Consider the following 26,091-nt stretch of genomic DNA (forward strand, 5'->3'; position numbering starts at 1 on the left):
GCCGGCGGACGTCGCCGTCGGGCGGCTCGAAACCGGCCATGGGTAGTGCCTGCCCCGGAGGGGGGAGGCCGCCGCTCAAGGACCGCTCCCCGCGCGCCGACGCAGGGTCCATGCGGATCAAGGGCTCTGCCCGGCGTCGGCGCGGCACCCCGTTGTGGCTCTACCTGACGGCACTGGTGCTCGTGCCGCTGGTCGGCGTGCTCGCGCTGACCGGCGCGATCCTCCGTATCGCGGTGCAGGAGGCCGACAGCGCGGCACGCTCGGAGGCAGCGGTCGGCGCGCTCGCCTCACTGCACGCCGCGCGCAGCGCCGTCATCCGCGAGATCGTCCCGACCCTCACCGTGGTGCTCGTGGACAGCCCTGTCAGCAGTGCCGTCCTGGGGGCCGACGGCGCCGCCGTGGCCCGACTCCGGGATCCGGCCCGGGAGCTCCTGGCGAAGACCCGCGTGGCGACGGATCGGGCGCTGCAGGACATCCGGGCTGATTCCGGCGTCGCGGCAGCCGCGGCCGCCGCCGTGCGCCGCATCGGCTGGGTGCGAGACGCGGCCGACGCCGGCGGCGGGGATCTCGTAGGGCTCTACGACGACTTCCTCGCGCTGGCCGACGACCTGGCTGTCGGACAGCGGGAGGCGGCCCGGACCGCCCGTGCGGAGCAGGCCCCGGTCGTGACGACGGCCGCCACGCGGGACGTGCAGCTGATCGCGGAGGTCGCCACCGTGGCGGCACGGCTGGTCCCGGAGTTCATCGGCACGCAGCTGGCCGGTGCCACCGAGATCGACGACGCCATTTGGGTCGGCAACTGGGCCGCTTACCAGCACGCCACCCAAAACCTGGCCGAGCTCTCGCAGCCCGTCCTCGAGCAGCACTGGCGGGAGGTCGCGGACTCCCCGCCGTTCGCGGCGGTCGACGGCGTCCTGGAAGCCCATCTGGACGGCGCCGGCACGACGCTGTCGATCCCGCAGCTGATCGACCTAGTCCAGCAGGCGACGGCCCGCGACACGCAGCTGACCGACCTGTTGAACAGCGCCGTGGCCGAGGCCCAGGCGCTCTCCACCGCCGACCGCGAGGCGGCCACCGGCCGGCGGGACCGGCTGCTGGCTACCGCCGTCCTGCTGGTGCTGGCCTCGCTGGGCGGCGCCGTGCTCGTCGGACGCACCGTGTCGCGGGCCCTGCGCCTGCTCGCCGACGAGGCCGAGCAGATCAGCCACGGCCAGCTCGTGGACATCTCCCGCACCGGGCCCCGCGAGGCGCGCACCGTCTCCGCAGCCCTGGCGACCACCGTGGCGGGGCTCCGCCGCATCCAGGCGCAGGCCGCCGCCGTCACCCGCGGGGACCTCTCCGCACCGGTGCTCGCCGAGCCGCTCCCCGGGCCGCTGGGGGAGCTGCTGCACGCCTCGGTGGAGCAGCTGGTGGACTCCGTCCGCGAGCGGGAGGAGCTCCAGACCGCGCTGGCGCACCAGGCCGCCCACGACCCGCTCACCGATCTGCCCAACCGCACGCAGGCCCGCGCCCTCACCACCGCCGCGCTGCACCGCGGCCGGCGGGCCGGCACGATGACCGGTCTGCTCTTCGTCGACCTCGACGGGTTCAAGGCGGTCAACGACCGGCACGGTCACGCCACGGGCGACACGGTGCTGCGCGTGGTCGCCGACCGGCTGCGCGCGACCCTGCGCCCGGGGGACGTCGTCTGCCGGCTGGGTGGCGACGAGTTCGTCGTCCTCGTCGAGTCCGTCTCCGCCGAACGGGACCTCGTGGAGCTCGCCGAGCGGCTGATCACCACGGTCAGCCGGCCGATCCGCCGGTCGGGCCAGGTGCTGCGGGTGGGCGCGAGCGTGGGCATCGCGGTGACCCAGGACGCCGGTATCGACGCCGACGCGCTGTTCGCCGAGGCCGACGCCGCGGTCTACCGCGCGAAGGCGCACGGCCGGGGGCGGGTGGAGCTGTTCGACGAGGTGCTGCGCGCCCAGCTGTCCGCCCACGTCGAGATGGAGGAGGCGCTGTCCGCCGGCCTGGCCGCGGGCGAGTTCGAGGTGCACTACCAGCCCGTCGTGGCCCTGGGCTCCGGCCGGCTGGACGGCTACGAGGCGCTCGTCCGCTGGAACCGCCCCGGCGTCGGCATGGTCCCGCCGAACGACTTCATCCCGGTGGCCGAGAGCAGCAAGCTGATCTGCGACCTGGACCGGTGGGTGCTGCACGAGGCGACCCGCCAGGTCGCGGAGTGGCGGGCCGAGGATCGCGCGGCCGCGGGGCTCACCGTCGCGGTGAACGTCTCCGGTCGCCACCTCTCGGACCCGCGCGTCGTCCGCGACGTCACCGACGCCCTGCTCGCGTCCGGGCTGCCCCCCGAGCTGCTCGTCGTCGAGGTCACCGAGACCGTGCTGGTCAACGAGCCGGCCGCGTTCGGGCACCTCGTCGCGCTCCGCGAGCTGGGGGTCGCCGTCGCCATCGACGACTTCGGCACCGGCTACACCTCCATCGGTCAGCTCGCCGGCATGCCGGTGGACATGCTGAAGATCGACCGCAGCTTCATCGCCTCGACGGAGTCCGGCCACGCCGAGCTCGTCGAGCTGATGATCCGGGCCGCGCACACCTTCGGGCTGACCGTGGTCGCCGAGGGCGTCCAGGAGGACGCGCAGCTGGCGTGGCTCCGCGACCAGCGGTGCGACTTCGCGCAGGGCTACCTGCTGTCCCGCCCGCTGACCGCTGCCGCCGCGGAGAGCGCGCGGCGGATCCCCTCGCCGCGGCGTCCTGAACCCGACCTCCTGAAGCCGATCCGGGTCACCGGCTAGCCTCGGTGCCGCCAGGAGGGCTCGCCTAGTGGCCGATGGCGGCGGTCTTGAAAACCGCTATGGGGTAACACCCATCGTGGGTTCGAATCCCACGCCCTCCGCTCGACGAGCGCGTTGGCACGTGTCTTGGATAGCCCTGACGTCGCTCGGGCGTCCGCGCAGCCAGGACGCAGCCATGGCGGGAGTGTGAAGCTCCCGACTTCGCCGTGCAGCCTTGCGGTCGATCACGGAGAGCAATGCCTCGAGGTGTGCTGTGCGGTTCCGACTGGAAAGCGCAGCGTCGCGGAGAAGGTACATTGGCCGAGTTGAGTCCGTCCCCGTGAATGGCAGGGCGCCGCTCCGCTGGGTTTGGCCGTGCTCATCGGCTGCTCTGAGCCGCTTCGTTGGCCGGTGCCCGCGATGCGGTCGACCCGGGCCCGGGCAGCGCCTGCTGTCCTAGTAGTCGCCTAATCCAAGTCGGGTTGTGCCGGTCCAGGCTGGCCATCCTGCAGTAAGCTGGCATACCGACGGTGCGGTTCAGCCGGCTATTGACGCTCCAGCAACTCTCGCTTCAATGCGCTAGCAACCGCATTTCGACGATCAGCGAATGTCGGCTCCGTGCGATGCGAATCGATCGAGACCAGCTCGAACTCCTCGAGCGACTCCCGAGCGTTGTCCAGAGCAAAGTCCAAGCCGATGTAATCCTCAAACTTGCTCAGGTGCACATCGCCAACAGTAGGAATCAATCCCGTTGCACCGTAGATGCCGGATCCTTGTTGCAGTGCGGCAAAAAGTTCGACGACAGTCCACCGCCCAGACGTCACCTGCTCCCGCAGCCAACTTTTTCTGTCGTCGGGTTCAAGCTCGCCCCAAGCCCAAACCAGCATCATCTGGTCGCGCGACATGACTGTTACATCATCGAACGAGGATGCCGAGAACAAGTCGCGGATCGCCTGCCGCAGTCGTTCGGATGCGGATTCGAACCAGGAGGGAAGCTCCCGATCCTCTCGCTCCGACTTGTGGCTAATCTCTTGTAGTGCCCGAGCCAAGAATAGGACAGAGACCTCGTTATCGACCTGGAGCATCTGCTCGAAGAATGCTAGGACATCTTCGCCGATTCCAGCTCTTAATCCAGCGGCGGCTAGCTCGACCAGTAGCTCGGACGGGTCGCCAAGGCCGCCTTGGCGTTCCATCCGCGCATAGAGCACACTAAATGGCCACAGAAGTCCTATTCTCGGAGGGGCTTCGTCGAATCGGGTCACGAACTTTCGGATTACTAGCGCAGTGTCATCCACGGGGAGTTCGAAAAGTGCTTTGGTCTGCTCTCCGAATCCTAGCAGGTTGTGTTCCGTGTTCTCGATGATGACCGCAGAAATCAGTGAGTCGGGAACATCTTCGGACGGCACGCCGTAAGCGAAATATCTGTCGAAGTAGTCGGAATGGCCGACGCCCTGTCGACGGCCGACGTCACGATAGGCGGCCGCATTGTCACTGCTATTTCCTATAAGCGCGCGTAGCGGAACGAACAACTGGCCCAGAATCTCCAGGACGCCACCGATGTTGTCTGTATGGACACCCGACGTCTCCAGACGGTGGCGCCATAGCTGCAGCTTTTCTTCGCGAGTGGACGGCTTGCCCCCCATGGCGCCGGCAAGTGCTGAGTATGGATTGCGGATCGATCCCCCGGTCAGCTCTGACTTCCAGGGTGCCAACATTGAGTACAGTCGAGGTTCAGATGTCCGCAGCCATGTGATCAGGAAGAAGTCGACAAAGTCGAGTTCGGCTGCGCTCTCCGTGGGGAAGGTTGCGGCAACTTGCGCGAAAAATCTATTGACAGATCTTGGCGTTTGCAGCCTGTGAGATAGATGCGCACGGTATGCCGTCGACACGCGAGATACTTCGACTCTGTCGACCAGGTTGAGTTGATCCAAAAGAGCGGCGAAACGGACATTAACCAGTGCGTCCTTCTGGTGCTGGCGGAAGTGTGGCAGATCGAGGCGGACTTGAACAATCTTCTCGAGGTAATCGCTCGCCCGGGATTTGTCCCCCTTGCCCACAAGTGAAGTTGCACTCAAGACATCAAGAAGCGTGCGTTCGTCATAGGATAAGAGATAGTAGACATTAGGCAAATTTCCAACAAGTCGGACCAGCTTGAAGGTAAGCAGGAGTTCGTCAGGGGTTAAACGATCCAAGTCATCCATGACCACTAGAATGGGTCGTCCAGCTTCTCGTAGGGCCTTCTCGGCCATTGTCTTAGTCTTGGATGCGCTCGTGTCTCCTTCGACCTGACCGGCAATTGCCTTCAAAAAATCGCTTGCGTCGGGCAAGGCGGCTAGTGTTGTTAGCTTCCCAAGAGGGCTCAGCGCTCGCCCCAAGGCGCCCACTTGGCGACGACTCTCGCTCCAGGCCTCGCCCTCCATCGCGGCGCGGAGTTCGGCAAAAAAGCCATTTTGAAGTTCGGATTCGTTTGGGTATAGCCACGGGTTGAACTCGGCGATTGCCCAGGGTCCATTTTGGAGCTCGGTCATAGTCATGTTGAGGACTGAGGTCTTGCCCGACCCCCACGAACCTATGACCGCTAGAACTCCGGATTCCGCCTGGCGACGAACAGCGTTAAGCGTCACGGCAAGTTGCCGCGCGAACAGCTGTCGGTCCAACTGATCTTCTGTGCCGTTTCCGTCGATCGCCTCGTCGGACATGCGGATAGCCGCCATGACGCTCCTTCATCGAGATTTGACAACGGGCCAACCGCGGGAGGGTGCTGGTCTGGCATCCTGGTGTCGACGTGAAGCCGCAAATGGCCCTGTGGGTCGCTTAGTCTGTGGCGCACGGTGGTCGAAGTGGGTGCCGAAAAACGAAGAGGCAGCAACGCGTCCGGCGGGTCTCACCACCTGCTGGCGGGTTCGTTGGTGATGTCTGGGGGTCGAGGACTCAGCTGCTGCCGGTGGTGGCGCGCATGTCCTGGGTAGCGTCGAGCAGGGCCCACCTGTTGCGTGTGGCCAGCAGGGTCCCAGAGTGACAAGGGCGGCGGGGATGCGCGGGCGGCGGTCTTGCCGGTTCGGGTTCGCCGATGCCGACCGTGATGTCCTCCTAGGAGTGGTGCGCTTCTCCGTGAGGGGACGGTAACGGCTGCAGCCGTCCGAGGTGACTGATCGGGGTCCGGCGGTGGTGGTCGACGGCCTCGGCCGACGCATTCGCGAGCGGCTATCGGCCGACGCCGCATCGGAACAGATGTGTCTGCCCAGTCGCCCGCGCTCTCGCCATGATCCACAGAGAGTGAGGGCGCCCAGGAGGATCGCCTTGGTGCGTGCAGCCTCCTTGCAGTAACCCCGAGCGCGGCCAAGACGAACCGCAGTGTTCCCACTGCAATCCGGGCCGGGCTTCCACCAGCGCGATCCAAATCAAGAGCAACCGCGGCAAGCTCAGAGACCTACCGCAGCTCGGTCTTGAGAACCGCTATGGGGTAACACCCATCGTAGGTCGAATCCCACGCCCTCCGCTCCTGCTCGTCCCCCTGCGCGCGACACCTCCGACACGCCACGCGGGACGTGCCTCTCGGGGTGACCGACCCCGCGACGTGGCTTTTCACGCTGGTCAGGGGGCTGTTTGTCGACAAGACGCCGCCCTGGGCGAGGGGTCACCACACCCCTGGAGGGGCCCCCGCAACGATCCGGTGACGGGGCGGTCACATGCGGGTCCAGGACTGCCGAGGGAGACGTCGGACAGCCCTAGCGTCTGCCCTGTCCGCGGCACTTCCCCGCCGCGGCAGAGGCGCTGAGGAGTACCCGCGTGACCATGGGCGCGACGCTGGTCTGGCCGGCAGTTGTGGTGCTGGGCTTCCTGCTCTTCGTCGGGGTGGTGGTGGTTCTCGGAGCCAGCTCCACGGCCCGGTACGAGTTCGAGCGCAACGGTGCGCAGCAGCCCGCGCGGGCGGCCACCCCGCGGTCGGCGAACCACCCCGCCGGCCGTCGTGCCCCCGCCCGCTCCGGTGACGCGGCAGCGGCCCCGGCCCGGGCCGGGGCCGGGCGGTCGGGCAGCGTCGCGGTCCGCCCCGCGCCGGCAGCGGTCGCCGAGGGCGGTCCCAGCTGGTGGCTGGTCGGGGAGTCCGCCCAGGTGCTGGCCGGCCCGTTCTCCGACCGGATCGACGCCGACTGGGCCGCCTTCGCCGGTGAGCTCTCCGCCGTGACGGTCTTCGGCACGCGGCGCACCGACGGCACGGTCAAGCCCAAGCCCTCACCGGAGGAGCGGGCCTGGCTGGGCGAGCTGGGCCGGCACCTGGACCGGCTGCCCGCCGAGTGGGACGACCTGCTCACCGACACCGACCCGCTGACCACCCTCGTGGTCGAGGTCGCGGCGGCCCTGGTCGAGGCGGGCCTGCCGCTGCACGACTCCGGACCCGGGCAGTCGGGGGGCGGCGTCTGCCTGGTCCCGGACCAGGACGCGGGCGGACTGCTGGTCAGCTGGCGACCGCACGACCGGATGAGCCTGCAGCACTCCCGGGGCGCCACCGCCGACGAAGCCGTGCAGCGGCTGATGAACGCAGCGATCCTCGACGTCCTGGAGCAGCTCGGCTTCGTCGTGGAGCCGACCGGGGCCACCGCGTGCGCGCTGGTGACCGCACTGCGCTGACCGGCCGGGTCGGCCCGCCCCGCGCCGGGCCGACCCGGGCGGAGGTTCTCCGGGGCGTTCGCTCAGACCGGCTCGGGGCTGAGCTGGCCGGCGTGCTGCAGGACGAGTTCGCCGCCGTCCTCGGCGAAGTCGGTGCGCAAGCGGCGCAGCACATCCAGCCCGGCGTCGTCGGCGGCCCGCACCCCGGCGAGGTCGAGGACGACGCGGCGGTGCCCGCCCTCGCGGAGCGAGTCGGCGGTGCCGCGCAGCAGGTCCGCGCCCTGGGCGGTGAGGTGGCCGGAGGCCCGGATCAACCCGATCCGCAGATCGACGGTCTCGGACAGCATCACGCCGCGTTCCTCTCCCGGCCGTTCTCGAGCCGGAGGACGCGCCACAGCCCGGTGCGCCGCAGCAGGTCGAGGGTGCGCCGGTTGGCGCCGCGCAGGATCACGGTGCCGCCGCGGGCGCGGCAGATGCGGTGGGCCCACAGGAAACTGGCCACCGCGGTGCTGGACAGGTTCTGCACGCGGGTCAGGTCGACCACCAGCCGCCGGGCGCCGGCCAGCAGCGCGTCGTGCAGGAGCCACCGGACGTCGGCCAGACCGTCGGCGAACAGCGAGTCGTCGAGGTGGATGGTCACCTCGTCCCCGGACGCGTCGACCCGGCCGGCGGCCGCAGGGCGGGCAGCAGCGGTGGTGGTCATGCAGCATCTCCTCGACGCCGGGGGCGGGAGCCTCAGCGTCGCTGAGCGTTGTTGCGATCCGCTGGGACGGTGCTTTGCGATCGCATGACGGTGCCGACCGCCTGGGCGGCCGGTCCGGCGGCGGTGGCAGCATGTCGGCCGTGCCCCTCCGTCTGCTGGTCGTCGAGGACGACGACTCGATCCGCACCGCCCTGCGGTGGGCGCTGGAGGACGAGGGCTACGACGTCGCCGAGGCGGCATCGGGCGAGGACGCCGTGCGGGCGGTCGCCATGGCCGCACCCGACCTGATGGTCGTGGACCTGATGCTGGGCTCTATGGACGGGTACGCCGTCATCCGCGACGTCCGGCGCGACCACGACCTGCCGATCATCGTGGTCAGCGCCCGGGCCGACACGCACGACATCGTCGCGGCCCTGGAGGCCGGTGCCGACGACTACGTGACGAAGCCGTTCGAGGTCAAGGAGATCACCGCGCGGCTGAGGGCGCTGCGGCGGCGGGCCGGGGGCGCCAGCTCGGAGCGGCCTCCCGAGGCGGTGGTGCTGGACTCCGACCCGGCCGCGCCGTTGGTGCTCAACGAGGGACGCGGCACCGTGCACCGCGGCGAGGAGCAGCTGCCGCTGACGCTCACCGAGTTCCGGCTGCTGTGCGAGCTCGCCGGCTCGCCGGGCCGGGTGTTCAGCCGCCAGGCGCTGCTCGAGCGGGTCTGGGAGCACGGGTTCTTCGGCGACGAGCGCATCGTCGACGTCCACGTGCGGCGGCTGCGCACGAAGGTCGAGACCGATCCGAGTGCGCCGCGCCTGGTGATCACCGTGCGGGGGCTGGGCTACCGGCTCGATCCCCAGTGAGGCTCGCGCTCGGGCCGCGCGGGCTCCGGGCGCGCATCGTCCTCGGGTTCGCCGCGGTCACGCTGCTCGTGTCGATCGTGCTGGTGACCGCCACGTTCCTGCTGTCCCGCAACTACCTGCTCGAGCAGCGGGAGGACTCGCTCACCCGCCAGGCCTTCGCCGACGCGAACGTGCTCAACAGCCGGCTGGCCACCGCCGGCACCGACGTCGGCGAGCTGCTGACCGAGCTGGTGCCCTCGGGAGGAGCCGACGTCGTCCTGCGCAGCGGCGACTCCTGGTACTCCTCCACCCTGGACATCGGTGCCCGGGACGTCCCGACGGAGCTGCAGGACATCGTGGCCGGTGGCGCGGCGGGGACCGTGCGCATCGACGCACCCGCCGGGCCGGCGCTCGTGGTCGGGGTGCCGCTGCGCTCGGTGGGCGTCGAGTTCTACGCCGTCGGCCGGCTCACCGAGCTGCGGCAGGTGCTCGCGACGCTGTCGGCGGTGCTGGCCGCGTCGGCGGTCGCGGCCACCGCGGCGGGCGCGGGCGTCGGCGTGTGGGCCAGCCGGCGGGCCGTGCAGCCGCTCGAGCAGGTCGCCGTCGCGGCCACGCGGATCGCCGGAGGTGAGCTCGCCACCCGGCTGCCGCCGACCGACGACCCCGACCTGGTCGCCATCGTGGCGGGGTTCAACAGCATGGTGGACGCGCTGAGCGCCCGCATCGAGCGCGACGCGCGCTTCGTCGGCGACGTCAGCCACGAGCTGCGCAGCCCGCTCACCAGCCTGGTCACCAGCGTCGAGGTGCTCGGGGCCCGCCGCGAGGAGCTGTCGCCACGGGCGCGGCAGGCCCTGACGCTGGTGGAGGGGGAGCTGCGCCGGTTCCGCCGGATGCTCGACGACCTGCTGGAGCTGGCCCGCCTGGACGGCGACGCGATCGCCGAGTCCAGCCGGCCGGTGTCCATGACCGCGCTGGCCCGTGAGGTGCTCGCGGTCACCGGCCGGCCCTCCGAGCTGCTCGACGGCGACCCCGACGAGGAGACGGTGGTGCGAGGCAACAAGAACAGCCTGGAGCGGGCCCTGCGCAACCTGCTCGACAACGCCGACCGGCATGCCGGCGGATCGCGCCGGGTGACCGTCCAGCGGTCGGAGGACACCGTCGTCGTGGCCGTGGACGACGCCGGGCCGGGCGTACCGGTGCAGGACCGGGAACGGATCTTCGAGCGGTTCGCCCGCGGGGCGGGGGCCGCGCGCCGCTCGCTCCCGGGCGCGGGTCTGGGGCTGGCGATCGTGTCCGAGACCGCGGTGCGGCACGGCGGTGCGGCCTGGGTCGCCGACGGTCCGGAGGGCGGGGCGCGCTTCTCCCTCTCGCTGCCGGCGGAGCCCACGTGACCGGCTTCCGTGCGGGCTGGGCGGCAGCGGCAGCCGGGCTGGTGGTCGCCGTCGCCGCGGGGTGCGGCGTGCCGACGGGCGGCTCGCCGTCGACGATCGCTGCGACGGACGTGCCCTACGGACTGGCCGCGCCCAGTCCGACGGCCACGCCCACCGCACCGCCCGAGGCCAATGTCGACACGTCGCGCGTGCACTGGCTGACCACGGACGGGACCCTGGTGCCCCGCGTGCGCGAGGTGAGCGGGACATCACGCCGTGAGCGGCTCGCCTATCTCCTCGAGCAGCTGGCCGCCGGGCCCACCCGGGGTGAGCGGGACGAGCAGCTGTCCACGTCGCTGCCGCCGGAGGTCCGGCTCGGCGTCACCGGCCTCGAGGGCGGTACGGCGACGATCGACCTGAACCTCAACCCGTCGGCGCAGGCGCCGGCCGGGGTCTCCGGACGGCGGGCCGTCGCGCAGATCGTGCTCACCGCGACCAGCGTCCCGGGCGTGGAGTCGGTGCTGCTCGAACTGGCCGGCGAGCCGATCGAGGCCCCCCTGCCGGCCGGGGAGCTGACCGCCGGCCCGCTGACCGCGGAGGACTACGCGGCCTTCCGCACCCCCGCCGCCGTTCCGGCCCCCGAGGAGGCCCAGCCGGACGTGCCGGCGACCCTGGATGCACCGGCGTCCGACGCGCCGCCCGCCGACGCACCGCCCGGTACCGAGCCGGCCGCTCCGCCCTCCTGACCCGCCGGGCCGACGGCGACGGGCGCCAGCAGCCAGGCCTCGATGACCAGGTCGCGCAGCGCCGCCACCTCGTCGAGCCGCCGGGGCAGCCGGCGCAGCGGGCCGTCCGCCGTCCGGTAGGTCAGGGTGACGGGGCAGCGCACCTGGCTGTCGTCGGCTGGAGGAGCGGCCGCGCCCGGGAAGGGCAGCACGCGGTCGGCGAGCTCCGCCCAGCCGGGGAGGGCGCGCGGCACCGAGGTGAGGACGGCGAGGTCGCCGAGCCAGCCGGCGTCGTGCCCGGTCACCAGCGATCCGCCCGTGCGTGGCCACGGGACGGGCGGGGGGACGACGCGCACGCGGGCGCCGAGGGCGGTGAGCACACGGGCGGCGGTGCACATCTGCAGGCGCTGCCTCCGGCGTGCGCCGGTGCGGACGAGCAGCCCTTCGGCGGTGGCGCCGGCGACGACGGCAGCGAGGGAGAGGAGACGGGTGGACCGCGGGACCTCGACGTGGGTCACGCCGGAAGCCTGTCGCCGCACGAGGACCGGCGGCGGGTGTGCCGTCGACCGGTCGGGGAACGGTCGGTGAACAGTGGCGGGAAGGCCGTCACCAGCTGCCGCCACGCTCGATGGTCGGTACGTGACCCTGTCCTCCTCCCCCCTGCCCCGTCGCACCGCGCTCCAGCTGGCCGCCGTCGCCGGTGCCGGTGCCGCCGTCGCCACGGTTCCCTCCCGGGCCGGGGCGACCCCACCGCGCACCCCGCCGGCCGCGGCCCGGCCGCGGTTCGCGCACGGCGTCGCCTCGGGTGATCCGCTGCCCGGTGCCGTCATCCTGTGGACGCGGGTGACCCCCGGCCGGGAGCCGGGCGCCGGCCAGGGCGCGCCCGTGGAGTGGGAGATCGCGACCGATCCCGCCTTCCGGCGGATCGTGCGCCGGGGTGCGGTCCGCACCGGGCCCGAGCGCGACCACACCGTCAAGGTCGACGCCGCCGGGCTGCGGCCGGGGACCGAGTACTGGTACCGGTTCCGCTGCCAGGGGGTGCTGTCACCGGTCGGGCGCACCCGCACGGCACCGGCCGACGGCGCGGCCCCGGGCCGGCTGCGCATGGCGGTGGTGTCCTGCGCGAACCTCCAGGCCGGCTGGTTCACCGCCTACCGCCACCTGGCCCGCCGCCGGGACCTCGACCTGGTCCTCCACCTGGGCGACTACCTCTACGAGTACGCGCCCGGTGAGTACCAGGCCCGCGACGTCGTCGTGCGGCCGCACGACCCGCCCCGGGAGATGACCACGCTGGCGGACTACCGGCGGCGGCACGCCCAGTACAAGGCCGATCCCGACCTGCAGGCGCTGCACGCCGCGGCGCCGTGGGTCGTCACGTGGGACGACCACGAGACGGCCAACGACGCGTGGTCCGGCGGCGCCGAGAACCACACCGAGGGCGCCGAGGGGACGTGGTCGCAGCGGCGGGCGGCCGCCTACCGGGCCTACGCCGAGTGGATGCCGGTCCGGTGGGAGCCGGGGCAGCCGTTCTACCGGCGGCTGCGCTTCGGCTCCCTGGCCAGCCTGTCGATGCTCGACCTGCGCACCCACCGCGACCAGCAGGCCGGCTCACCGCTGGACCCGGCGCTGGGCGACCCGGGGCGCACGCTCACCGGCGCGGCCCAGCTGCAGTTCCTGCTCGACGGCCTGTCCGATCCCACGGTGCAGTGGAAGCTCGTCGGCAACCCGGTGATGATCGCGCCGGTCCGCTTCCCGAACGCGCTCGACACCCGGACGGCGGCGGGCATCGCCACCCTGGTGGACCTCGGGGCGCCACCGGTCACGGGGGTCCCTTACAACGTGGACCAGTGGGACGGCTACCCCGCCGAGCGCGCGAAGGTCCTGGGCCACCTGCGCGACCACGGCATCCGGGACACCGTGTTCCTGACCGGTGACATCCACTCCGGGTGGGCCTGCGAGCTGCCGGCGGACGGGCTCACCTATCCGGTCACCCGCCGCAGCCTCGGCGTCGAGCTGGTCTGCACCTCGGTGACCAGTGACAACCTCGACGACATCACCGGGACGCCGCCGGGGACCACCTCGAAGGTGGCGGAGACCGCGATCAAGGTGAACAACCCGCACATCAAGTACCTGGACTTCGACTCGCACGGCTTCTCCGTGCTCGAGGTGACCCCCGCAGGAGCGCAGATGGACTGGTACGTGCTGACCGACCGCACCGATCGCAACGCGGCGGCCATCCACTCGGTGTCCTACCGGGTGCCGGCCGGGACCCAGCGGGTCGAGCAGGTGCGCGGGAGCCTCGCGTGACCGGGGGCACGGCGATGGACCGGCGCCGCTTCCTGCAGGTCGGGGTCGCCGGCGGCGCCGCCGTCGTCCTCTCGTCGGCCATGGGCGCCCCGCCGGCGCGGGCCACCTCCCGGCCCGGCCTGCGGGTCTACGTGCTGGTGCTCGACGGCTCGTCACCGGCCGAGGTGGAGCCGGTCCTGATGCCCCGGCTGTCGGCCCTGCGGGCGGAGGGCACCTGGTTCCCCGCGGCGCGGTCGCTCCCGGTGATGGAGACCATCCCCAACCACGTGATGATGATGACCGGCGTCCGGCCGGACCGGTCCGGCGTGCCGGCCAACTCCGTGTTCGACCGGCGCGAGGCCACGATCCGCACCCTGGACCGGCCGACGGACCTGCGGTTCCCCACGGTGATCGAGCGGCTGAACGCCGCGGGCGGCACCACGGGGACGGTGCTGTCCAAGGAGTACCTGTTCGGCATCTTCGGCACCCGGGCCACGCACCGCTGGGAGCCGCGGCCCGTGGTGCCGGGCAGCGGCCACGCACCCGACGTGTTCACGATGGACGCCGCCATCGCGATGGTCGACCAGTTCGATCCGAACCTGGTCTTCGTGAACCTGGGCGACGTCGACCGCGTGGGCCACAGCGACCTGACCGGCCCGCTGCTGGGCGCCGCGCGCAAGGCCGCACTGGCCAGCAGCGACGTCCAGATCGGCCGGTTCACCGACCACCTGCGGCGCACCGGGCGGTGGGAGAACAGCGTGGTGCTCGTGCTCGCCGACCACTCGATGGACTGGTCGCTCGTGACGAACCTGGTGTCGCTCGACCTGCTGCTGCGCAGCCGGCCGGACCTGCGCGAGTCGGTGCGGATCGGGCAGAACGGCGGGGCGGACCTCGTCTACTGGACCGGGCCGGCGTCCCGGCGCAGCGCCGGTCTGCGGGACGTCCGCCGGCTGGTCGCCGCCCACCCGGGCGTGCTGTCGGTGCACGACCCGCGGGAGCTGCGCCTCGGGCCGGAGGCGGGCGACCTGGTCTGCTACGCGCGGGCCGGCTGGCGGTTCAGCGACACGACGCCGCTGTCCAACCCGCTGCCGGGCAACCACGGGCACCCCGTCACCGAACCGATCCCCTTCCTGGTGAGCGGCGGGCACCCGGTCGTCCGGCGGGGCGCGGTCAGCAGCGATCCGGCCCGGACGGTCGACGTCGCCCCGACCGTGGGGGCGCTCTTCGGCCTCCCGGCCCCGCGGGGCGGGTACGACGGCACGGCGCGCACCGCGGCGTTCACCGCGGTGCCGGCCGGCCGTGGGCGGGGCGTCGGCCGAGGTGGCGGGCGGCCGCGCTGAGCGTGCGCGCGGTCAGCCGGCCGTCGGCCAGCCCCAGGTCGACGACGTCGTCGAAGACGCCCTGGTCGGTCACGGCGGCCCGGAAGGCGGCGTCCATGATCCGCGGCCACCGGCTCACCAGCGAGGCCGCCGAGGAGTGCCGGAGGTGCCGGCCCAGCCGGCGGTGCAGCGCCCGCCGGTAGGCCTGCCCGGCCGCGGGACCGGACACCGCGGCAGCGCCGGCGAGCGCACCCGAGAGGACGGCGTAGAAGATCCCCTCGCCGGTCAGCGGATTGATCAGTGACGCGGCGTCGCCGGCGAGCAGCACCCGCCCGTCGGGTTGCCGCGGCCGCTGGGTGGACAGCGGCAGGCGGTGCGCGCGCAACCCGTCGGGCTCGACGCCGGGCAGCAGCCGGTGCAGACCCTCCACCAGCGCCGTCCGGCTCGCGCCGGCGGAGACCAGTTCCCCGTAGCCGACGTTGGCCCGGCCGTCGCCGAGCGGGAACGACCACGCGTAGGCCGGCCAGCGCTGCTCGGTGGTGGCGATGACCTGCACGCCGCGCTGCCCGGGGAGCTCCGGTGCGTAGCCGCGCAGGGCCACCGCCATCCGGTCCGGCCGGTTGGCTGCCAGCCCCAGCCCCCTGCGGACGACGGACTCCGCGCCGTCGGCACCGATCACCACGCCCGCGGTGCATGCGTCGTCGACCTGGACACGGTCCGGGTGCACCGTCAGCCGCCGCACCTGGTGCCGGCGCAGCTCCGCGCCGCCGGCGACGGCGGCGTCGAGGATCCGGGCGTCCAGCACCTGCCGCGGCACCACGTGCGCGGGACGGCGCATCGCCCGCTCCACGGCGGCCCCGCCCGGGGAGCGCAGCCGCAGCCGCGGCACGGGGGCGAAGCCGTCGGTGAGCGCTGCCGGCTCCACGCCGAGCCGCTGCAGCACATCGAGCGCCTCGGGGGCGATGCCGTCGCCGCAGACCTTGTCGCGGGGAAACGCGGCGCGGTCGAGCAGCAGCACCCGGGTGGCCGGCGCGGCCCGGCGGGCGGCGAGCGCGGCGGCGGCTCCGGCCGGTCCGGCGCCCACGACGACGACGTCCCAGTGCTCCACGGCACCGACGCTAGGCAGTTCCCGCGGTCACCGCCCGGCCGGGGCCCGTGGTCAGGACGACGACGGGGCGGTCCACTTGCGCGCCGGGTGCTCGTAGCCCTCGACGAACCGCAGCAGCTCCGCGGCGTCGTGCACCACGCCGAGCGCGTCCAGCCGGGCGGCGTCGAGGTAGCCGTCGTCGACCATCCGGCGCAGCTGGCCGACCAGGGGCTGCCAGAACCCGTCGACGTCGACCAGCGCCGTCGGCTTGGCGTGCAGCCCGAGCATGCCCCAGGTCCAGGCCTCGAACAGCTCCTCGAGGGTGCCCGCGGCGCCGGGCAGCGCGACGAACGCGTCGGCCAGGTCGGCCATCACCGCCTTGCGCTCGTGCATGGTCTGCACGATCTCCAGCCGCGGCAGCGCGGGGTGGGCGACCTCGTCGTCCACCAGGTGCTGCGGGATCACGCCGATGACCTCGCCACCGGCCGCCAGCGCGGCATCGGCGACGACGCCCATCAGCCCGACCTTGCCGCCGCCGTAGACGATGCCGACCCCGGCCCGCGCCAGGTCGGTGGCGAAGGCCGCCGCCGCGTCGGCGTGCGCCGCCGGCCCGGCGTGCGAGCCGGTGAAGACGGCGACGCGCACCGGATCAGCCGCCGTAGTAGCGGTACACCGGCTCGGCGATGCAGACCGGCTTGTCCCCGCCCTCGCGCTCGATGACGCAGGAGAAGGTGAGCTGCTTGCCGCCGGCGATGTCCTCGATGCCGGCCAGCGTCGCGGTCAGCCGCACCTTCGAGCCCACCGGGACCGGGGAGGGGAAGCGGACCTTGTTCAGCCCGTAGTTCACGCCCATCACCGTGTCGGTGACCCGCAGGACCGAGCCGAACAGCGGCACCAGCAGCGACAGCGTCAGGTAGCCGTGGGCGATCGGGCCGCCGAAGGGGCTCTCCTTCGTCGCGCGCTCCGGGTCGACGTGGATCCACTGGTGGTCGCCGGTGGCGTCGGCGAAGAGGTTCACGTGCTCCTGCGTCACCTCGTACCACTCGCTGGTGCCCAGCTCCTTGCCGACGAGTCCGGGCAGCTCGGCCATGGTCGTGGTGGTGCTCATCGAGAGGTCCTCCGTCGGGGGCGCGCGGGCGTTGTCCCCCTGGAACCTACGTGCTCACCCGGAGCGGCCCGGCGCGGTGGGGTTCACTGGGCACGTGTTCTCGTCCACCGACGGCTGGACCTCCTGCGCCCTGGGGCACCAGCACTGGGGCCGGGCGGGCGCGGCCGGGCTGTTCCTGCACCGCGACGGCGCCGCCGGCCCGGAGGTGCTGCTCCAGCACCGCGCCCTGTGGTCCCACCACGGCGGCACCTGGGGCACGCCCGGCGGCGCGCTGCACGCCGGCGAGCCGGCGCACGTCGGCGCGCTGCGCGAGGTGCAGGAGGAGCTGGGGCTGACCCCCGACGACGTCGTCCTGGGCGCCTGGTCGGTCGACGACCACGGCGGCTGGGTCTACACGACCGTCCTGGCGCGTCCGGCGCGGCCGATCGATCCGCGCGAGCTACGTCTGGACGGCGAGAGCGACGGCGTGGCCTGGTGGCCGGTCGCCGAGCTGTCCGCCGTCGACCTGCACCCGGGGCTGGCCGCGTCGCTGGACCGGCTGCGCCCGCTGCTCGCCGCGGGTGGTCCTGAGCGGAACTCCGGATCACAGGTATAGCCTCGGGCCGACCTGGGCAGTGAGACCCAGGTCTCACTCCTACCGCCCGAGGAGCCGTCGTTGTCCCGCCATGCCGCGCCTCCCTCACCGCCGCGGACGGCGACCGTCGCCGGCCGGACCGGGGACGTGCGCGGACGCGCGCGCGCCCTGCTGCTGCTGTCGCTGCTGTGCGCCGCGCTGCTGATCGCCGCACCCCTGGCCATCGTGCTGTCCACCACCCCGTCCGAGGGCGCCGACCGGGAGGCGGACGTCTTCACCGGCACCGTGCCCGGAGTCGGGACGGACGACGGCGACGTCGGGAGCGGCGGGACGGACGGCGACGACGGCGGGGCCGACGGCCGGAGCGGGGACGGACCGGTTGCGTCCCTGAGCGGGATGGACACCGCGGGGAGCGTCCGGGTGGCCGACACAGGTGCCGGCTCGCCCGACCGGGCGGCCGGCTCAGGTGCGGCCGCCGGCACGGACCCCGGGTGGTCCGCAGCGGCGCCCGGTGCCACGTCGGCCGGCGAGGCCGCGAGCCCGGCACCAGCGGCGGGGAGGCAGCCGGCCACCGCGCCGGTCCAGCCCCTGCCCGCGAAGCCCGCCCCCGCCCCCGCCCCCGCCCCCGCGCCGGCGCCGGCACCGCCAGTGGCGCCCGCGCCCGTCCACCAGCCGAAGCCCGCGCCCGTGCGCGAGCCGGCGGAGCCCTCGCACACCCCGGCGCCACCGCCACCGCCCGCGGCCACCCCCACGCCGGTCGTGGCGGACTGCCTCTGCGAGGCGCTGGCGCCGATCACCGAGCCGGTGGGAGAGGTGCTGGCGCCGGTCACGGAGCCGGTGGGAGAGGTGCTGGCGCCGGTCACCGAGCCGGTCGGCGAGGTCGTCGGCGGGGTGACCGGGGCGGTCGGCGGGCTGCTCGGCAGGTGAGGCGGGAAGCCGCTCCCGGCGGACGGTTCGTAAGGTTCGCTGCATGAGCGCCCGCGACGACGTCTCCGAGATCTTCGACAGCTCCGCGTGGCGGCCGGTCGAGGGGTTCGACTTCGCCGACATCACCTACCACCGGGCCGTCGACTCCGGCGTCGTCCGCATCGCCTTCGACCGGCCCGAGGTGCGCAACGCGTTCCGCCCGCAGTCGGTCGACGAGCTGATCACCGCGCTCGAGCACGCCCGGCTGTCCACCGACGTCGGCTGCGTGATCCTGACCGGCAACGGCCCCAGCCCCAAGGACGGCGGCTGGGCGTTCTGCTCGGGCGGTGACCAGCGGGTGCGCGGCAAGTACGGCTACGAGCACGACAAGGGGCGCAGCAGCGGGCGGCTGCACATCCTCGAGGCGCAGCGGCTGATCCGGTTCATGCCCAAGGTCGTCCTCTGCGTCGTCCCCGGGTGGGCGGCCGGCGGCGGGCACAGCCTGCACGTGGTGTCCGACCTGACCCTGGCCAGCGCCGAGCACGCCCGGTTCAAGCAGACCGACGCCGACGTCGGCAGCTTCGACGGCGGGTTCGGCTCGGCGTACCTCGCCCGGCAGGTCGGGCAGAAGTTCGCCCGCGAGATCTTCTTCCTGGGTGAGGAGTACACCGCGCAGGACGCCCACGCGATGGGCATGGTCAACCGCGTCGTCCCCCATGCGGAGCTGGAGGCCACCGCCCTGGAGTGGGGGAGGAAGATCGTCGCCAAGAGCCCGACCGCCCAGCGGATGCTCAAGTACTCGTTCAACCTGATCGACGACGGGCTGGTCGGCCAGCAGCTGTTCGCCGGCGAGACCACCCGCCTGGCCTACATGGCCGAGGAGGCCGTCGAGGGCCGGGACGCCTTCCTGGAGAAGCGCGACCCGGACTTCACCCGGTTCCCCTGGCACGTCTGAGGAGGAGAACATGATCGTCGAGGTGGTCACGGGCGCGGACGAGCGCCCCGAGGCGCGGGTCGTCGACATCGACGACCTGAGCCGGTGCGTCCTGGCGCTGGGTCAGGTCACCGACGAGGAGGCCGCCGAGGTCCTGGAGCGCTCCGGCCTCGGCCGGATGCAGGACGCCGGTACCGCGCAGCTGGATGCCGCGGCCCTGCGCGCCGCCGCCGAGCCGCGGGCCACCGCGGCCGACTGGACGGGGCAGTGGGACGAGATGGTGGCGCGGGCCCGGAGCGAGGGCCGGCTGTCCGACGACGGCGCGAGCATCCGCGTGCAGGTGGAGCCCGCCGCGGGCGCCTGAGCCGGCCTCTCCGGCGCGCACGGACGTGCCGCGGCATCACAGTTATCTGCGATACGCGGGCGCAAGGTCATTGTGGTGACTCCACCGACGGGGCCAGTATGTCGCGGTGCAGATGATCAGCCACCGCGGAGGCCTCACGTGACCGGTACCCCGGGGCGCCCGCTGAGCGCCGAGTTGTCCGAGCAGCTCCTGGCGGTGGCCGTCGAGATCCTGGCCGAGGAGGGCTGGGGGCGGCTCAACAGCGACCGCGTCGCGGCCCGCGCCCGCGCGGGCAAGGCCGGCATCTACCGCCGCTGGCCGACGATGGCCGCGCTGGCCCACGCGGCGGTGGGCCGCTTCCGGCTGGTCGCGACGCCGGAGGACACCGGCTCCGTGCGCGGGGACCTGCGGGCGCTCGCCGACCGCTGGACGACTCCGCTGGACCGCGAGGAGCGCGCCGCGGCCAGCATCGTGGGCGCCGCCCGGTACGACCAGCAGCTGCGCGCGGGCCTGGAGGAGGCGCTGGTGCAGCCGCTGGCCGAGGCGGTCGCCGTCATCGGCGAGCGGGCGGAGGCGCGGGGCGAGCAGATCGATGCCGACCGGCTGGCGCTGCTCTACTCGGTCCTCGAGGCGTTCTGGTGGCAGCGCTTCACCGCTGCGGGCGACGGCGCGATGCTCGCCGAGCACGTGGACCGGGTGGTCGACGAGGTGCTCTGCCCGCTGGTGGAACCGGCCGACCTGCGCGTCGCGGTCTGACGCCCGGGCCGGGGTCAGCCGGCCTGACGATCCCCGGGCAGTTCCTGGGCCGGCGTGACCATCCCGTGGAAGGTGCCCGAGCCGGCCTGCATGAAGGTCAGCAGCCGGTCGCCCAGCACCTCGACCGCAGCGGCCACCACGGCCGGTGCCAGCCCCTGGGCGACGCGCACCCGGTTCTCCACGATCAGCACGCGCACCGCGGCCAGCCAGATGGCGGCGGTCAGCGGAGCGGAGATCGCCGGGTCCAGCGGCGCGCGCTCACCGCCGTCCTCGGGCTCCTGCCAGGCGGCCAGCAGGGCGTCGGACAGCCGGTGCTCGGCCTCGAAGACCAGTTTCCGCTCGAACGTGCGCAGCGTGTCCGAGGCGTCGAGGGTGGCCCGGTAGCACCGCTCCTCGGGGCCGCCGAGCGAGCTCAGCTGGCCGGCCATGAACTCCAGCAGGTGGGCGCGCAGGGCCGACAGCGGTCCGACGCCGGGCGCACGGTCGCGCACCGCGTTCGCCACGCCCTCCACCCACGGCACGCGGCCGTCGAAGAAGAGGTCCTCCTTGCTGGCGAAGTGGTTGAACACCGTCTGGACGGCGACGTCGGCCTCGCGTGCGACGTCGGCGATGGTGACGGCGTCGAACCCCCGCGAGGCGAAGAGGCGGTGCGCGGTGGTCCGGACCAACTCCCGCGTCAAGGCCTTCTTCTGCGCGCGACGGTCAACAAGATCACTCACTGTGTCAATGTTAGCCACCGAACGTATCCGGCGCATCGTCACCGGGACGTGCCGTATCTCCCTGCTCAGGAGCCCGTCGCGGCCCAGTCCGCGAGCACGGCCCGCGCCCACGAGCCGACCAGCACGTCCAGGTCGATGACGTCCAGGTCGGCGGCGACATCGGCGATCGTCGTCGTCCACGCGGGGGGTGGCCCGGACGCGCGGGCGGGGGCGGCCGCGCCCAGGGCAGTGCTCAGCTGCCCGAGTGCGGCCGGCAGCCGCGCCGGCTCGGTGGCGGCGGGGTGCTGGGCGTCGTAGGCGGCGTCGGCGAGCCGGGCCGTCGCCGCGGCACCGGCGTCGGCGGACGCCTCCTCGCGCGGTCCCCGCAGGGTCACGTCGAACAGCCGGGTGCAGGACGGCGAGGCGCCGGGGTGCGCCGCGACGTCGCCGGCCACCGGCGCCAGGACGGCGCCGCAGCCGGGGCACACCTCGGTCGCGGGGGCGGGCTCGGGCTGCGGAGCGGAGGGCACCTGCGCGATCGTGCCGTACCGCGGAGCCCGGCGCGGTGCGGGCGGGGTCCGGCGAGGGGGAGGCCGTGCGGGCAGGATGGGCGCCACGGTGCGAGGCGGGACCCGAGGAGTGGTGGAGTGCGGACCAGAGCAGCGGTGATGCGGAAGCCGGAGGCCGACTGGGAGATCGTCGAGCTGGACCTGCTCGACCCCGGTCCGGGCGAGGTGCTGGTCGAGATGGCCTTCGCCGGCATGTGCCACTCGGACGAGCACCTCCGCCACGGGCCCGGGGTGCGCCCCATCGTCGGCGGGCACGAGGGCTCGGGCGTCGTGCAGGCCGTGGGGGCGGGCGTCACCTCCGTGGCCCCGGGCGACCACGTGATCACCAGCTTCCTGCCGGCCTGCGGGCACTGCCGGTACTGCGCCCGCGGGAAGTCCAACCTGTGCGACAAGGGCGCCACCATCGGCACCGGGCAGCTCCCCTCCGGGACGTTCCCCTTCCGGCTGGACGGCGAGCCGCTGGGCGGGTTCTGCATGGTGGGCGCCTTCGCGCGGCACTCCGTGCTCAGCGAGTTCTCCTGCGTGCGGATCGACCCGTCGGTGGCGCTGGACACCGCGGCGCTGCTGGCCTGCAGCGTGCCCACCGGATGGGGGTCGGCCGTCTACTCGGGCGGGGTGCGGCCGGGGGACACCGTCGTCGTCGTCGGTCTCGGGGGAGTGGGCGCGAACGCGGTGCAGGGTGCGGTGCACGCCGGCGCGCTGCACGTCATCGGCGTCGACCCGGTCGCGATGAAGCGCGAGTTCGCCGAGTCGCTCGGGGCGACCCACACGGTGGCCGGCGCCGAGGAGGCGGCCGGCCTCGCCCGCAGCCTGTCCCGCGGCACGGGCGCCGACGTCGTCGTCCTCACCGTCGGGAAGCTGACGCCCGAGGCCTACGCCGGCGCCATGACGTGTCTGGGCAAGGCCGGCACGCTGGTGCTCACCGCGCTGCCCGACGAGCCCCAGGACGGCAAGCTCTCCCTCAACGGGTCGATGGCCACGGTGTACGAGCAGCGGATCCAGGGGTCGCTGTACGGCTCGTGCAACCCGCGCACCGACATCCCCCGGCTGCTGCAGATGCACGAGGAGGGCCGGCTGGAGCTCGACCGGCTCATCACCCGCCGGTACTCGCTGGACGAGCTCAACCAGGGGTACCGCGACCAGGCGGCCGGTGAGATCGTCCGCGGCCTGCTCGTGCACGCCGACTGACCCACCCCCGCTCGTCCGCGGACGTGCGGCCTGCTTCTCCGCGGAAAGGCAGGGAGTCGGTTGAGGCGGGGTGGGCGTGGGCAGCCCGGGCCCATGAGTTCCCCGCGTATTGCCGTCCTCGACGTCGACGGCACCCTCGTCGACACCAACTACCAGCACGCGCTCGCCTGGTACCGGGCCTTCCGGTCGCAGGGGGAGACGTTCCCGATCTGGCGCATCCACCGGCTGATCGGGATGGGCGGTGACCAGTTGGTGGCCGCGCTCGGTGGGGACGACGTCGAGCGCCGGATCGGCGAGGCCGCCCGCGAGCGCTGGGTCGAGGAGGTCGACCCGATGATGGGCGAGACGGCGCTGCTGCCGGGCGCCCGGGAGCTGATCGTGGCGCTCAAGGAGCGCGGGCACCGGGTGGTGCTGGCCAGCTCGGGCAAGCCGCACCACGTCGAGCGCGCGCTGGACCTGCTGGAGGCCCGGGACCTGGCCGACGCGTGGACCACCAGCGACGACGTCGAGAACACCAAGCCCGCGCCCGACCTGCTGCAGGTGGCGCTGGAGAAGCTGGGGGAGCCGCTGGACGCCCCGAGCGTCGTCGTCGGTGACTCGGTCTACGACGTCGAGGCCGCGAAGAACGCGGGGATGCCGGCGGTCGTCGTCCGCTCGGGCGGCTTCGGCGACGACGAGCTGCGAGACGCCGGCGCCGTCGCCGTGTACGACACCCCTGCCGACCTCCGCGCGGACCTGGACCACCTCGACCTGCGCTGACCCCGCTTCTCCGCGCCCACATCGGCGATGTGGGCGTCAAGACCCGAGTACGGCGCCCACATCGCCGATGTGGGCGGCGCCCGGGCCGTCAGGAGGCGGCGGAACTCCCGCGGCCGAGGCGGCGCAGCATCTCGTCGGGCCGGTCGGTGACGACCGCGTCCACCCCGAGCCGGCGCACCAGGTCCATGTCGCCGGGCTGGTTCACCGTCCACACGTGGACCTCCTTGCCGGCCGCGTGCGCGTCGGCCACGAAGCCGGGGTCCACGCGGATCAGCCCGATCCCGGGGCCCACCGCCGTCGCGTTGCCCAGCAGCAGCTCCCGCCGGACGGGCCGCAGCCGCTTGCCGATCAGCTGCACCGTGGGCACCCCGGGCGCGAGCTCGGTCATCCGGCGGACGGCGAGCTGGGAGAAGCTCATCATCCGGACGGCGGGGCGGCCGGCCCACTCGACCGGGCGCCCGTTGCCGAGCAGTCCGTACCGGCGCAGGGACCCGACCAGCGCCTCCTCGACCTTGCGGCTGTGCCGGGTCGGGTGCTTGGTCTCGATGGCCAGCCGCAGGGAGCCCGGCGTCGCGGTGATGTACTCGAGCAGCCGGTCCAGGGTGAGCACCAGCCCGTTCTCGACGTCCGGCTCGTCGGTCACCGACACGATCACGTCGTCGGCCCAGCGCTGCCGGCCCCGGGGACGGCGGGCACCGAACTGGAACTGCTCGAGCTCGGCCAGGTGGAGGGCCGAGACGATGCCGCGCCCGTTCGAGGTGCGCCGCACCCGCCGGTCGTGCACGCAGACGAGCACGCCGTCACGGGTCAGCCGGACGTCGCACTCGACGGCGTCGGCACCGACCACGGCGGCCTGGCGATAGGCCGCCAGCGTGTGCTCGGGGGCTTCGGCGGTCGCGCCGCGGTGGGCGACGACCTCGACGGCGGTCACCGGGGCGGGGCGGGAGGAGCGACGAGCACCGGGGCATCCTCCCCCGGCCCCCGCCGCCCCGCGACAGGAGCGCCGTCGGCGCAGGTCAGCCGGCCAGGATGGCGGCGCGGGCCTGGTACTCCGGGACGGTGGCCATCGGCGGCCGCTCGTCCAGGGCCACGGCCGTGCTGCGCGGGACGAACCCCGCACCGTCGTGCCGGAACTGGGTGAGCAGCCCGCCGGCGGCCGGCGCGGACCCGGCCCGGGCGAGCACCGTGGAGACGACCTGCCCGGCCATCGCGCCGAGCGCCTCCTGGCTCTGCGAGGTGTGCCGGCGGACGCCGAGGTCGACCTGGGCGAGCCCGCCCAGCCCGACCAGCTCCAGCAGGTCGACCAGCAGCCCGATCTCCACGCCGTAGGCGCCGGCGAAGGGCACCTGCTCCAGCGCGGACCGCCGGCCGGCGTACTCGCCGCCCAGCGGCTGCACGAACCCGGCGAGCTCGGGCCACAGCGCGTTGAGCAGCGGCCGCGCGGTCAGCTCGGTCACCCGGCCACCGCCGGAGGGGACGCTGACCCCGTCGATCTCCAGCGGCCGGGTGTAGCAGCCCTTCACGTACTGCACATGTGGATCGGTCAGCAGCGGTCCGAGCAGCCCGGGGACGTAGTGGCTGACGTCGCCCTTGAGGTCGGAGTCGAGGAACACGACGAGGTCGCCGGTGGTCACCGCCAGCGACTTCCACAGCGCCTCGCCCTTGCCGGGCCGGGTGCCGTGCGAGGGCAGCACGTCGGCGGTGGCGACGACGTCGGCGCCCGCGGCCCGGGCGACGGCGGCGGTCGCGTCGGTGGAGTCCGAGTCGACGACCACGAGCTCGTCCACCAGCCGGGTGCGGTGCATCCAGCGCTCGGCGATGTCGGAGGCCAGCAGTCCCACCGTCGCCTGCTCGTCGCGGGCCGGGAGGACGACGCTGACGCGCGAGCCGCTGCGCCGCTTGGCGGAGACCAGCCCGTCGACGTCGATCGCGTCGAGGGAGGGCGCGGACGTGGTGCGACCGCGGAACCAGGTTCGGGCATCGGGTCGCATCACCTCACTGTCGACGACGATCCCGGTTCGCACCACTGCCCTGTGCGGGTGTTCACCCGCCGGCCCCGGGCCCGTCGCCGCGGCGTCACCGGCGTCACCGGCGTCCGGAGCTCAGCGGCCCTGGCGCTCCCGGTAGCGGGCGGCGCGCCGGGCCGCGGCCTCCCGGCGGCGGACGCTGTCCTCGGCGTCGCGCACGCGCGCGGCCTTCTCGCGCACCGCGGTGGCGGTGCCCACCGGGTAGCCGGCCTGCTTGACCCGGTGCTCGGCGGCCTCGGGCATGTAGGCGACCGAATAGAACATTCCCAGCAGGAGCCCGCCGAGCGCGGCCATCCCGCGGATCCAGAACTCACCGGGCAGGAGGAGCAGCACCAACCCGATCGGCACCATCATCTGCACGAACGCGCGGGCCATGTGCCGCACGACCCAGGAGCGCGTCGTCGTGTCGTGCAGCACCCAGGCGCTGAACCGCTCCGGCAGTCCGCCGCCCAGCGCGTACCAGAACCACCACAGCGGACCGGGCCGGCGCCGCGCCGCACCGGCGCTGTCGGTTCCTGCTCGATCCTCGGCCACGGTCG

Annotated in this window: 25 protein-coding genes and 1 tRNA gene; 15 read left to right on the forward strand and 11 right to left on the reverse strand. The window is 73.3% G+C overall.

Annotation, left to right across the window (positions count from 1 at the left end; all coding sequences use genetic code 11):
* Positions 1-110 precede the first annotated feature (110 nt).
* Together ACI793_RS00510 and ACI793_RS00515 are read left to right on the forward strand one after the other, a co-directional pair.
* On the forward strand, positions 111-2,789 hold the full coding sequence (locus ACI793_RS00510) for a putative bifunctional diguanylate cyclase/phosphodiesterase (protein WP_456604413.1): 2,679 nt from the start codon (positions 111-113) through the stop codon (positions 2,787-2,789).
* A 14-nt stretch (positions 2,790-2,803) separates the two neighbouring features.
* Positions 2,804-2,890: transfer RNA gene (locus tag ACI793_RS00515), tRNA-Ser, on the forward strand.
* Between the two features lie 423 nt (positions 2,891-3,313).
* Here ACI793_RS00515 and ACI793_RS00520 read toward each other — a convergent pair.
* The gene (locus ACI793_RS00520) at positions 3,314-5,482 is read right to left on the reverse strand and encodes a KAP family P-loop NTPase fold protein (protein WP_456604414.1); all 2,169 of its coding nucleotides are present in this window, start codon (positions 5,480-5,482) and stop codon (positions 3,314-3,316) included.
* 1,081 nt (positions 5,483-6,563) lie between these two features.
* Here ACI793_RS00520 and ACI793_RS00525 point away from each other — a divergent pair.
* A complete protein-coding gene (locus ACI793_RS00525) occupies positions 6,564-7,397 on the forward strand; it encodes a hypothetical protein (RefSeq protein ID WP_456604784.1) in 834 nt (277 codons plus the stop codon).
* Positions 7,398-7,459: 62 nt separating this feature from the next.
* Here the strand turns inward: ACI793_RS00525 and ACI793_RS00530 are convergent, their stop codons facing one another.
* A complete protein-coding gene (locus tag ACI793_RS00530; protein ID WP_456604785.1) occupies positions 7,460-7,723 on the reverse strand; it encodes an STAS domain-containing protein in 264 nt (87 codons plus the stop codon).
* Complete coding sequence (locus tag ACI793_RS00535; RefSeq protein ID WP_456604415.1) at positions 7,723-8,079, reverse strand: STAS domain-containing protein; 357 nt, start codon at positions 8,077-8,079, stop codon at positions 7,723-7,725. Before ACI793_RS00535 ends, ACI793_RS00530 begins: the two co-directional genes overlap by 1 nt.
* Positions 8,080-8,210: 131 nt before the next feature.
* Between ACI793_RS00535 and ACI793_RS00540 the strand changes: the two genes are divergently transcribed.
* From ACI793_RS00540 to ACI793_RS00560, 5 genes are all read left to right on the forward strand, one after another.
* Positions 8,211-8,924 (forward strand): response regulator, encoded by a 714-nt coding sequence (locus ACI793_RS00540; protein WP_456604416.1) that lies wholly within the window; start codon positions 8,211-8,213, stop codon positions 8,922-8,924.
* Positions 8,921-10,294 carry a sensor histidine kinase gene (locus tag ACI793_RS00545; protein WP_456604417.1) on the forward strand — a complete coding sequence of 458 codons (1,374 nt, stop codon included), beginning with the start codon at positions 8,921-8,923 and terminating at the stop codon, positions 10,292-10,294. Before ACI793_RS00540 ends, ACI793_RS00545 begins: the two co-directional genes overlap by 4 nt.
* Positions 10,291-11,019 carry a GerMN domain-containing protein gene (locus ACI793_RS00550; protein ID WP_456604418.1) on the forward strand — a complete coding sequence of 243 codons (729 nt, stop codon included), beginning with the start codon at positions 10,291-10,293 and terminating at the stop codon, positions 11,017-11,019. The genes ACI793_RS00545 and ACI793_RS00550 overlap by 4 nt, the downstream gene beginning before the upstream one ends.
* A 618-nt stretch (positions 11,020-11,637) precedes the next feature.
* The gene (locus tag ACI793_RS00555; RefSeq protein ID WP_456604419.1) at positions 11,638-13,305 is read left to right on the forward strand and encodes an alkaline phosphatase D family protein; all 1,668 of its coding nucleotides are present in this window, start codon (positions 11,638-11,640) and stop codon (positions 13,303-13,305) included.
* On the forward strand, positions 13,302-14,624 hold the full coding sequence (locus ACI793_RS00560) for an alkaline phosphatase family protein (RefSeq protein ID WP_456604420.1): 1,323 nt from the start codon (positions 13,302-13,304) through the stop codon (positions 14,622-14,624). Before ACI793_RS00555 ends, ACI793_RS00560 begins: the two co-directional genes overlap by 4 nt.
* Here the strand turns inward: ACI793_RS00560 and ACI793_RS00565 are convergent.
* From ACI793_RS00565 to ACI793_RS00575, 3 genes are read right to left on the reverse strand one after another with little or no spacing between them, the layout of a single operon-like run.
* Complete coding sequence (locus ACI793_RS00565; RefSeq protein ID WP_456604421.1) at positions 14,563-15,711, reverse strand: NAD(P)/FAD-dependent oxidoreductase; 1,149 nt, start codon at positions 15,709-15,711, stop codon at positions 14,563-14,565. The genes ACI793_RS00560 and ACI793_RS00565 overlap by 62 nt on opposite strands.
* A gap of 51 nt (positions 15,712-15,762) precedes the next feature.
* Entirely contained in the window at positions 15,763-16,335 is a 573-nt protein-coding gene (locus ACI793_RS00570; protein ID WP_456604422.1) for an LOG family protein, read from the reverse strand.
* A 4-nt stretch (positions 16,336-16,339) separates the two neighbouring features.
* Positions 16,340-16,798: a MaoC family dehydratase gene (locus ACI793_RS00575; RefSeq protein WP_456604423.1), complete on the reverse strand. Its 459-nt coding sequence runs from the start codon at positions 16,796-16,798 to the stop codon at positions 16,340-16,342.
* A 94-nt stretch (positions 16,799-16,892) separates the two neighbouring features.
* On the opposite strand from ACI793_RS00575, the gene ACI793_RS00580 reads away from it, so the two are divergent.
* The 5 genes from ACI793_RS00580 to ACI793_RS00600 all read left to right on the forward strand — a co-directional run bounded on the left by ACI793_RS00580 (position 16,893) and on the right by ACI793_RS00600 (position 20,311).
* Positions 16,893-17,393 carry an NUDIX domain-containing protein gene (locus ACI793_RS00580; RefSeq protein ID WP_456604424.1) on the forward strand — a complete coding sequence of 167 codons (501 nt, stop codon included), beginning with the start codon at positions 16,893-16,895 and terminating at the stop codon, positions 17,391-17,393.
* Positions 17,394-17,519: 126 nt separating this feature from the next.
* The gene (locus ACI793_RS00585; protein ID WP_456604425.1) at positions 17,520-18,299 is read left to right on the forward strand and encodes a hypothetical protein; all 780 of its coding nucleotides are present in this window, start codon (positions 17,520-17,522) and stop codon (positions 18,297-18,299) included.
* A 43-nt stretch (positions 18,300-18,342) separates the two neighbouring features.
* Positions 18,343-19,233 (forward strand): 1,4-dihydroxy-2-naphthoyl-CoA synthase, encoded by an 891-nt coding sequence (locus tag ACI793_RS00590; RefSeq protein ID WP_456604426.1) that lies wholly within the window; start codon positions 18,343-18,345, stop codon positions 19,231-19,233.
* A 10-nt stretch (positions 19,234-19,243) separates the two neighbouring features.
* A complete protein-coding gene (locus ACI793_RS00595) occupies positions 19,244-19,576 on the forward strand; it encodes a hypothetical protein (protein WP_456604427.1) in 333 nt (110 codons plus the stop codon).
* Positions 19,577-19,714: 138 nt separating this feature from the next.
* On the forward strand, positions 19,715-20,311 hold the full coding sequence (locus ACI793_RS00600; RefSeq protein ID WP_456604428.1) for a TetR-like C-terminal domain-containing protein: 597 nt from the start codon (positions 19,715-19,717) through the stop codon (positions 20,309-20,311).
* 14 nt (positions 20,312-20,325) lie between these two features.
* Here the strand turns inward: ACI793_RS00600 and ACI793_RS00605 are convergent, their stop codons facing one another.
* On the reverse strand, positions 20,326-21,030 hold the full coding sequence (locus ACI793_RS00605; protein ID WP_456604429.1) for a TetR/AcrR family transcriptional regulator: 705 nt from the start codon (positions 21,028-21,030) through the stop codon (positions 20,326-20,328).
* A 65-nt stretch (positions 21,031-21,095) separates the two neighbouring features.
* Positions 21,096-21,539 (reverse strand): DUF5946 family protein, encoded by a 444-nt coding sequence (locus ACI793_RS00610; RefSeq protein WP_456604430.1) that lies wholly within the window; start codon positions 21,537-21,539, stop codon positions 21,096-21,098.
* A 117-nt stretch (positions 21,540-21,656) separates the two neighbouring features.
* On the opposite strand from ACI793_RS00610, the gene ACI793_RS00615 reads away from it, so the two are divergent.
* Positions 21,657-22,766, forward strand: coding sequence for an NDMA-dependent alcohol dehydrogenase (locus tag ACI793_RS00615; RefSeq protein WP_456604431.1), 1,110 nt, complete (start codon positions 21,657-21,659; stop codon positions 22,764-22,766).
* Between the two features lie 93 nt (positions 22,767-22,859).
* Positions 22,860-23,525 (forward strand): HAD family hydrolase, encoded by a 666-nt coding sequence (locus tag ACI793_RS00620; RefSeq protein WP_456604432.1) that lies wholly within the window; start codon positions 22,860-22,862, stop codon positions 23,523-23,525.
* 88 nt (positions 23,526-23,613) lie between these two features.
* Here the strand turns inward: ACI793_RS00620 and ACI793_RS00625 are convergent, their stop codons facing one another.
* The 3 genes from ACI793_RS00625 to ACI793_RS00635 all read right to left on the reverse strand — a co-directional run bounded on the left by ACI793_RS00625 (position 23,614) and on the right by ACI793_RS00635 (position 26,086).
* On the reverse strand, positions 23,614-24,456 hold the full coding sequence (locus ACI793_RS00625; RefSeq protein ID WP_456604433.1) for a glycerophosphodiester phosphodiesterase: 843 nt from the start codon (positions 24,454-24,456) through the stop codon (positions 23,614-23,616).
* An 85-nt stretch (positions 24,457-24,541) separates the two neighbouring features.
* Positions 24,542-25,516, reverse strand: a complete 975-nt coding sequence (locus ACI793_RS00630) for a glucosyl-3-phosphoglycerate synthase (protein WP_456604434.1) — start codon at positions 25,514-25,516, stop codon at positions 24,542-24,544.
* Between the two features lie 111 nt (positions 25,517-25,627).
* Complete coding sequence (locus ACI793_RS00635) at positions 25,628-26,086, reverse strand: DUF5313 family protein (protein WP_456604435.1); 459 nt, start codon at positions 26,084-26,086, stop codon at positions 25,628-25,630.
* Positions 26,087-26,091 lie beyond the last annotated feature (5 nt).

The organism is Blastococcus sp. SYSU DS0617 (assembly GCF_054051075.1).

Excerpts from the sequence above, each read along its gene's own strand:
- ACI793_RS00540 (WP_456604416.1), top strand. The coding sequence starts at position 8,211 with ATGTCGGCCGTGCCCCTCCGTCTGCTGGTCGTCGAGGACGACGACTCG.
- ACI793_RS00590 (WP_456604426.1), top strand. The coding sequence starts at position 18,343 with ATGAGCGCCCGCGACGACGTCTCCGAGATCTTCGACAGCTCCGCGTGG.
- ACI793_RS00525 (WP_456604784.1), top strand. The coding sequence starts at position 6,564 with ATGGGCGCGACGCTGGTCTGGCCGGCAGTTGTGGTGCTGGGCTTCCTG.
- ACI793_RS00530 (WP_456604785.1), bottom strand. The coding sequence starts at position 7,723 with ATGCTGTCCGAGACCGTCGATCTGCGGATCGGGTTGATCCGGGCCTCC.
- ACI793_RS00630 (WP_456604434.1), bottom strand. The coding sequence starts at position 25,516 with ATGCGACCCGATGCCCGAACCTGGTTCCGCGGTCGCACCACGTCCGCG.
- ACI793_RS00595 (WP_456604427.1), top strand. The coding sequence starts at position 19,244 with ATGATCGTCGAGGTGGTCACGGGCGCGGACGAGCGCCCCGAGGCGCGG.
- ACI793_RS00510 (WP_456604413.1), top strand. The coding sequence starts at position 111 with ATGCGGATCAAGGGCTCTGCCCGGCGTCGGCGCGGCACCCCGTTGTGG.
- ACI793_RS00575 (WP_456604423.1), bottom strand. The coding sequence starts at position 16,798 with ATGAGCACCACCACGACCATGGCCGAGCTGCCCGGACTCGTCGGCAAG.
- ACI793_RS00535 (WP_456604415.1), bottom strand. The coding sequence starts at position 8,079 with ATGACCACCACCGCTGCTGCCCGCCCTGCGGCCGCCGGCCGGGTCGAC.
- ACI793_RS00520 (WP_456604414.1), bottom strand. The coding sequence starts at position 5,482 with ATGGCGGCTATCCGCATGTCCGACGAGGCGATCGACGGAAACGGCACA.
- ACI793_RS00620 (WP_456604432.1), top strand. The coding sequence starts at position 22,860 with ATGAGTTCCCCGCGTATTGCCGTCCTCGACGTCGACGGCACCCTCGTC.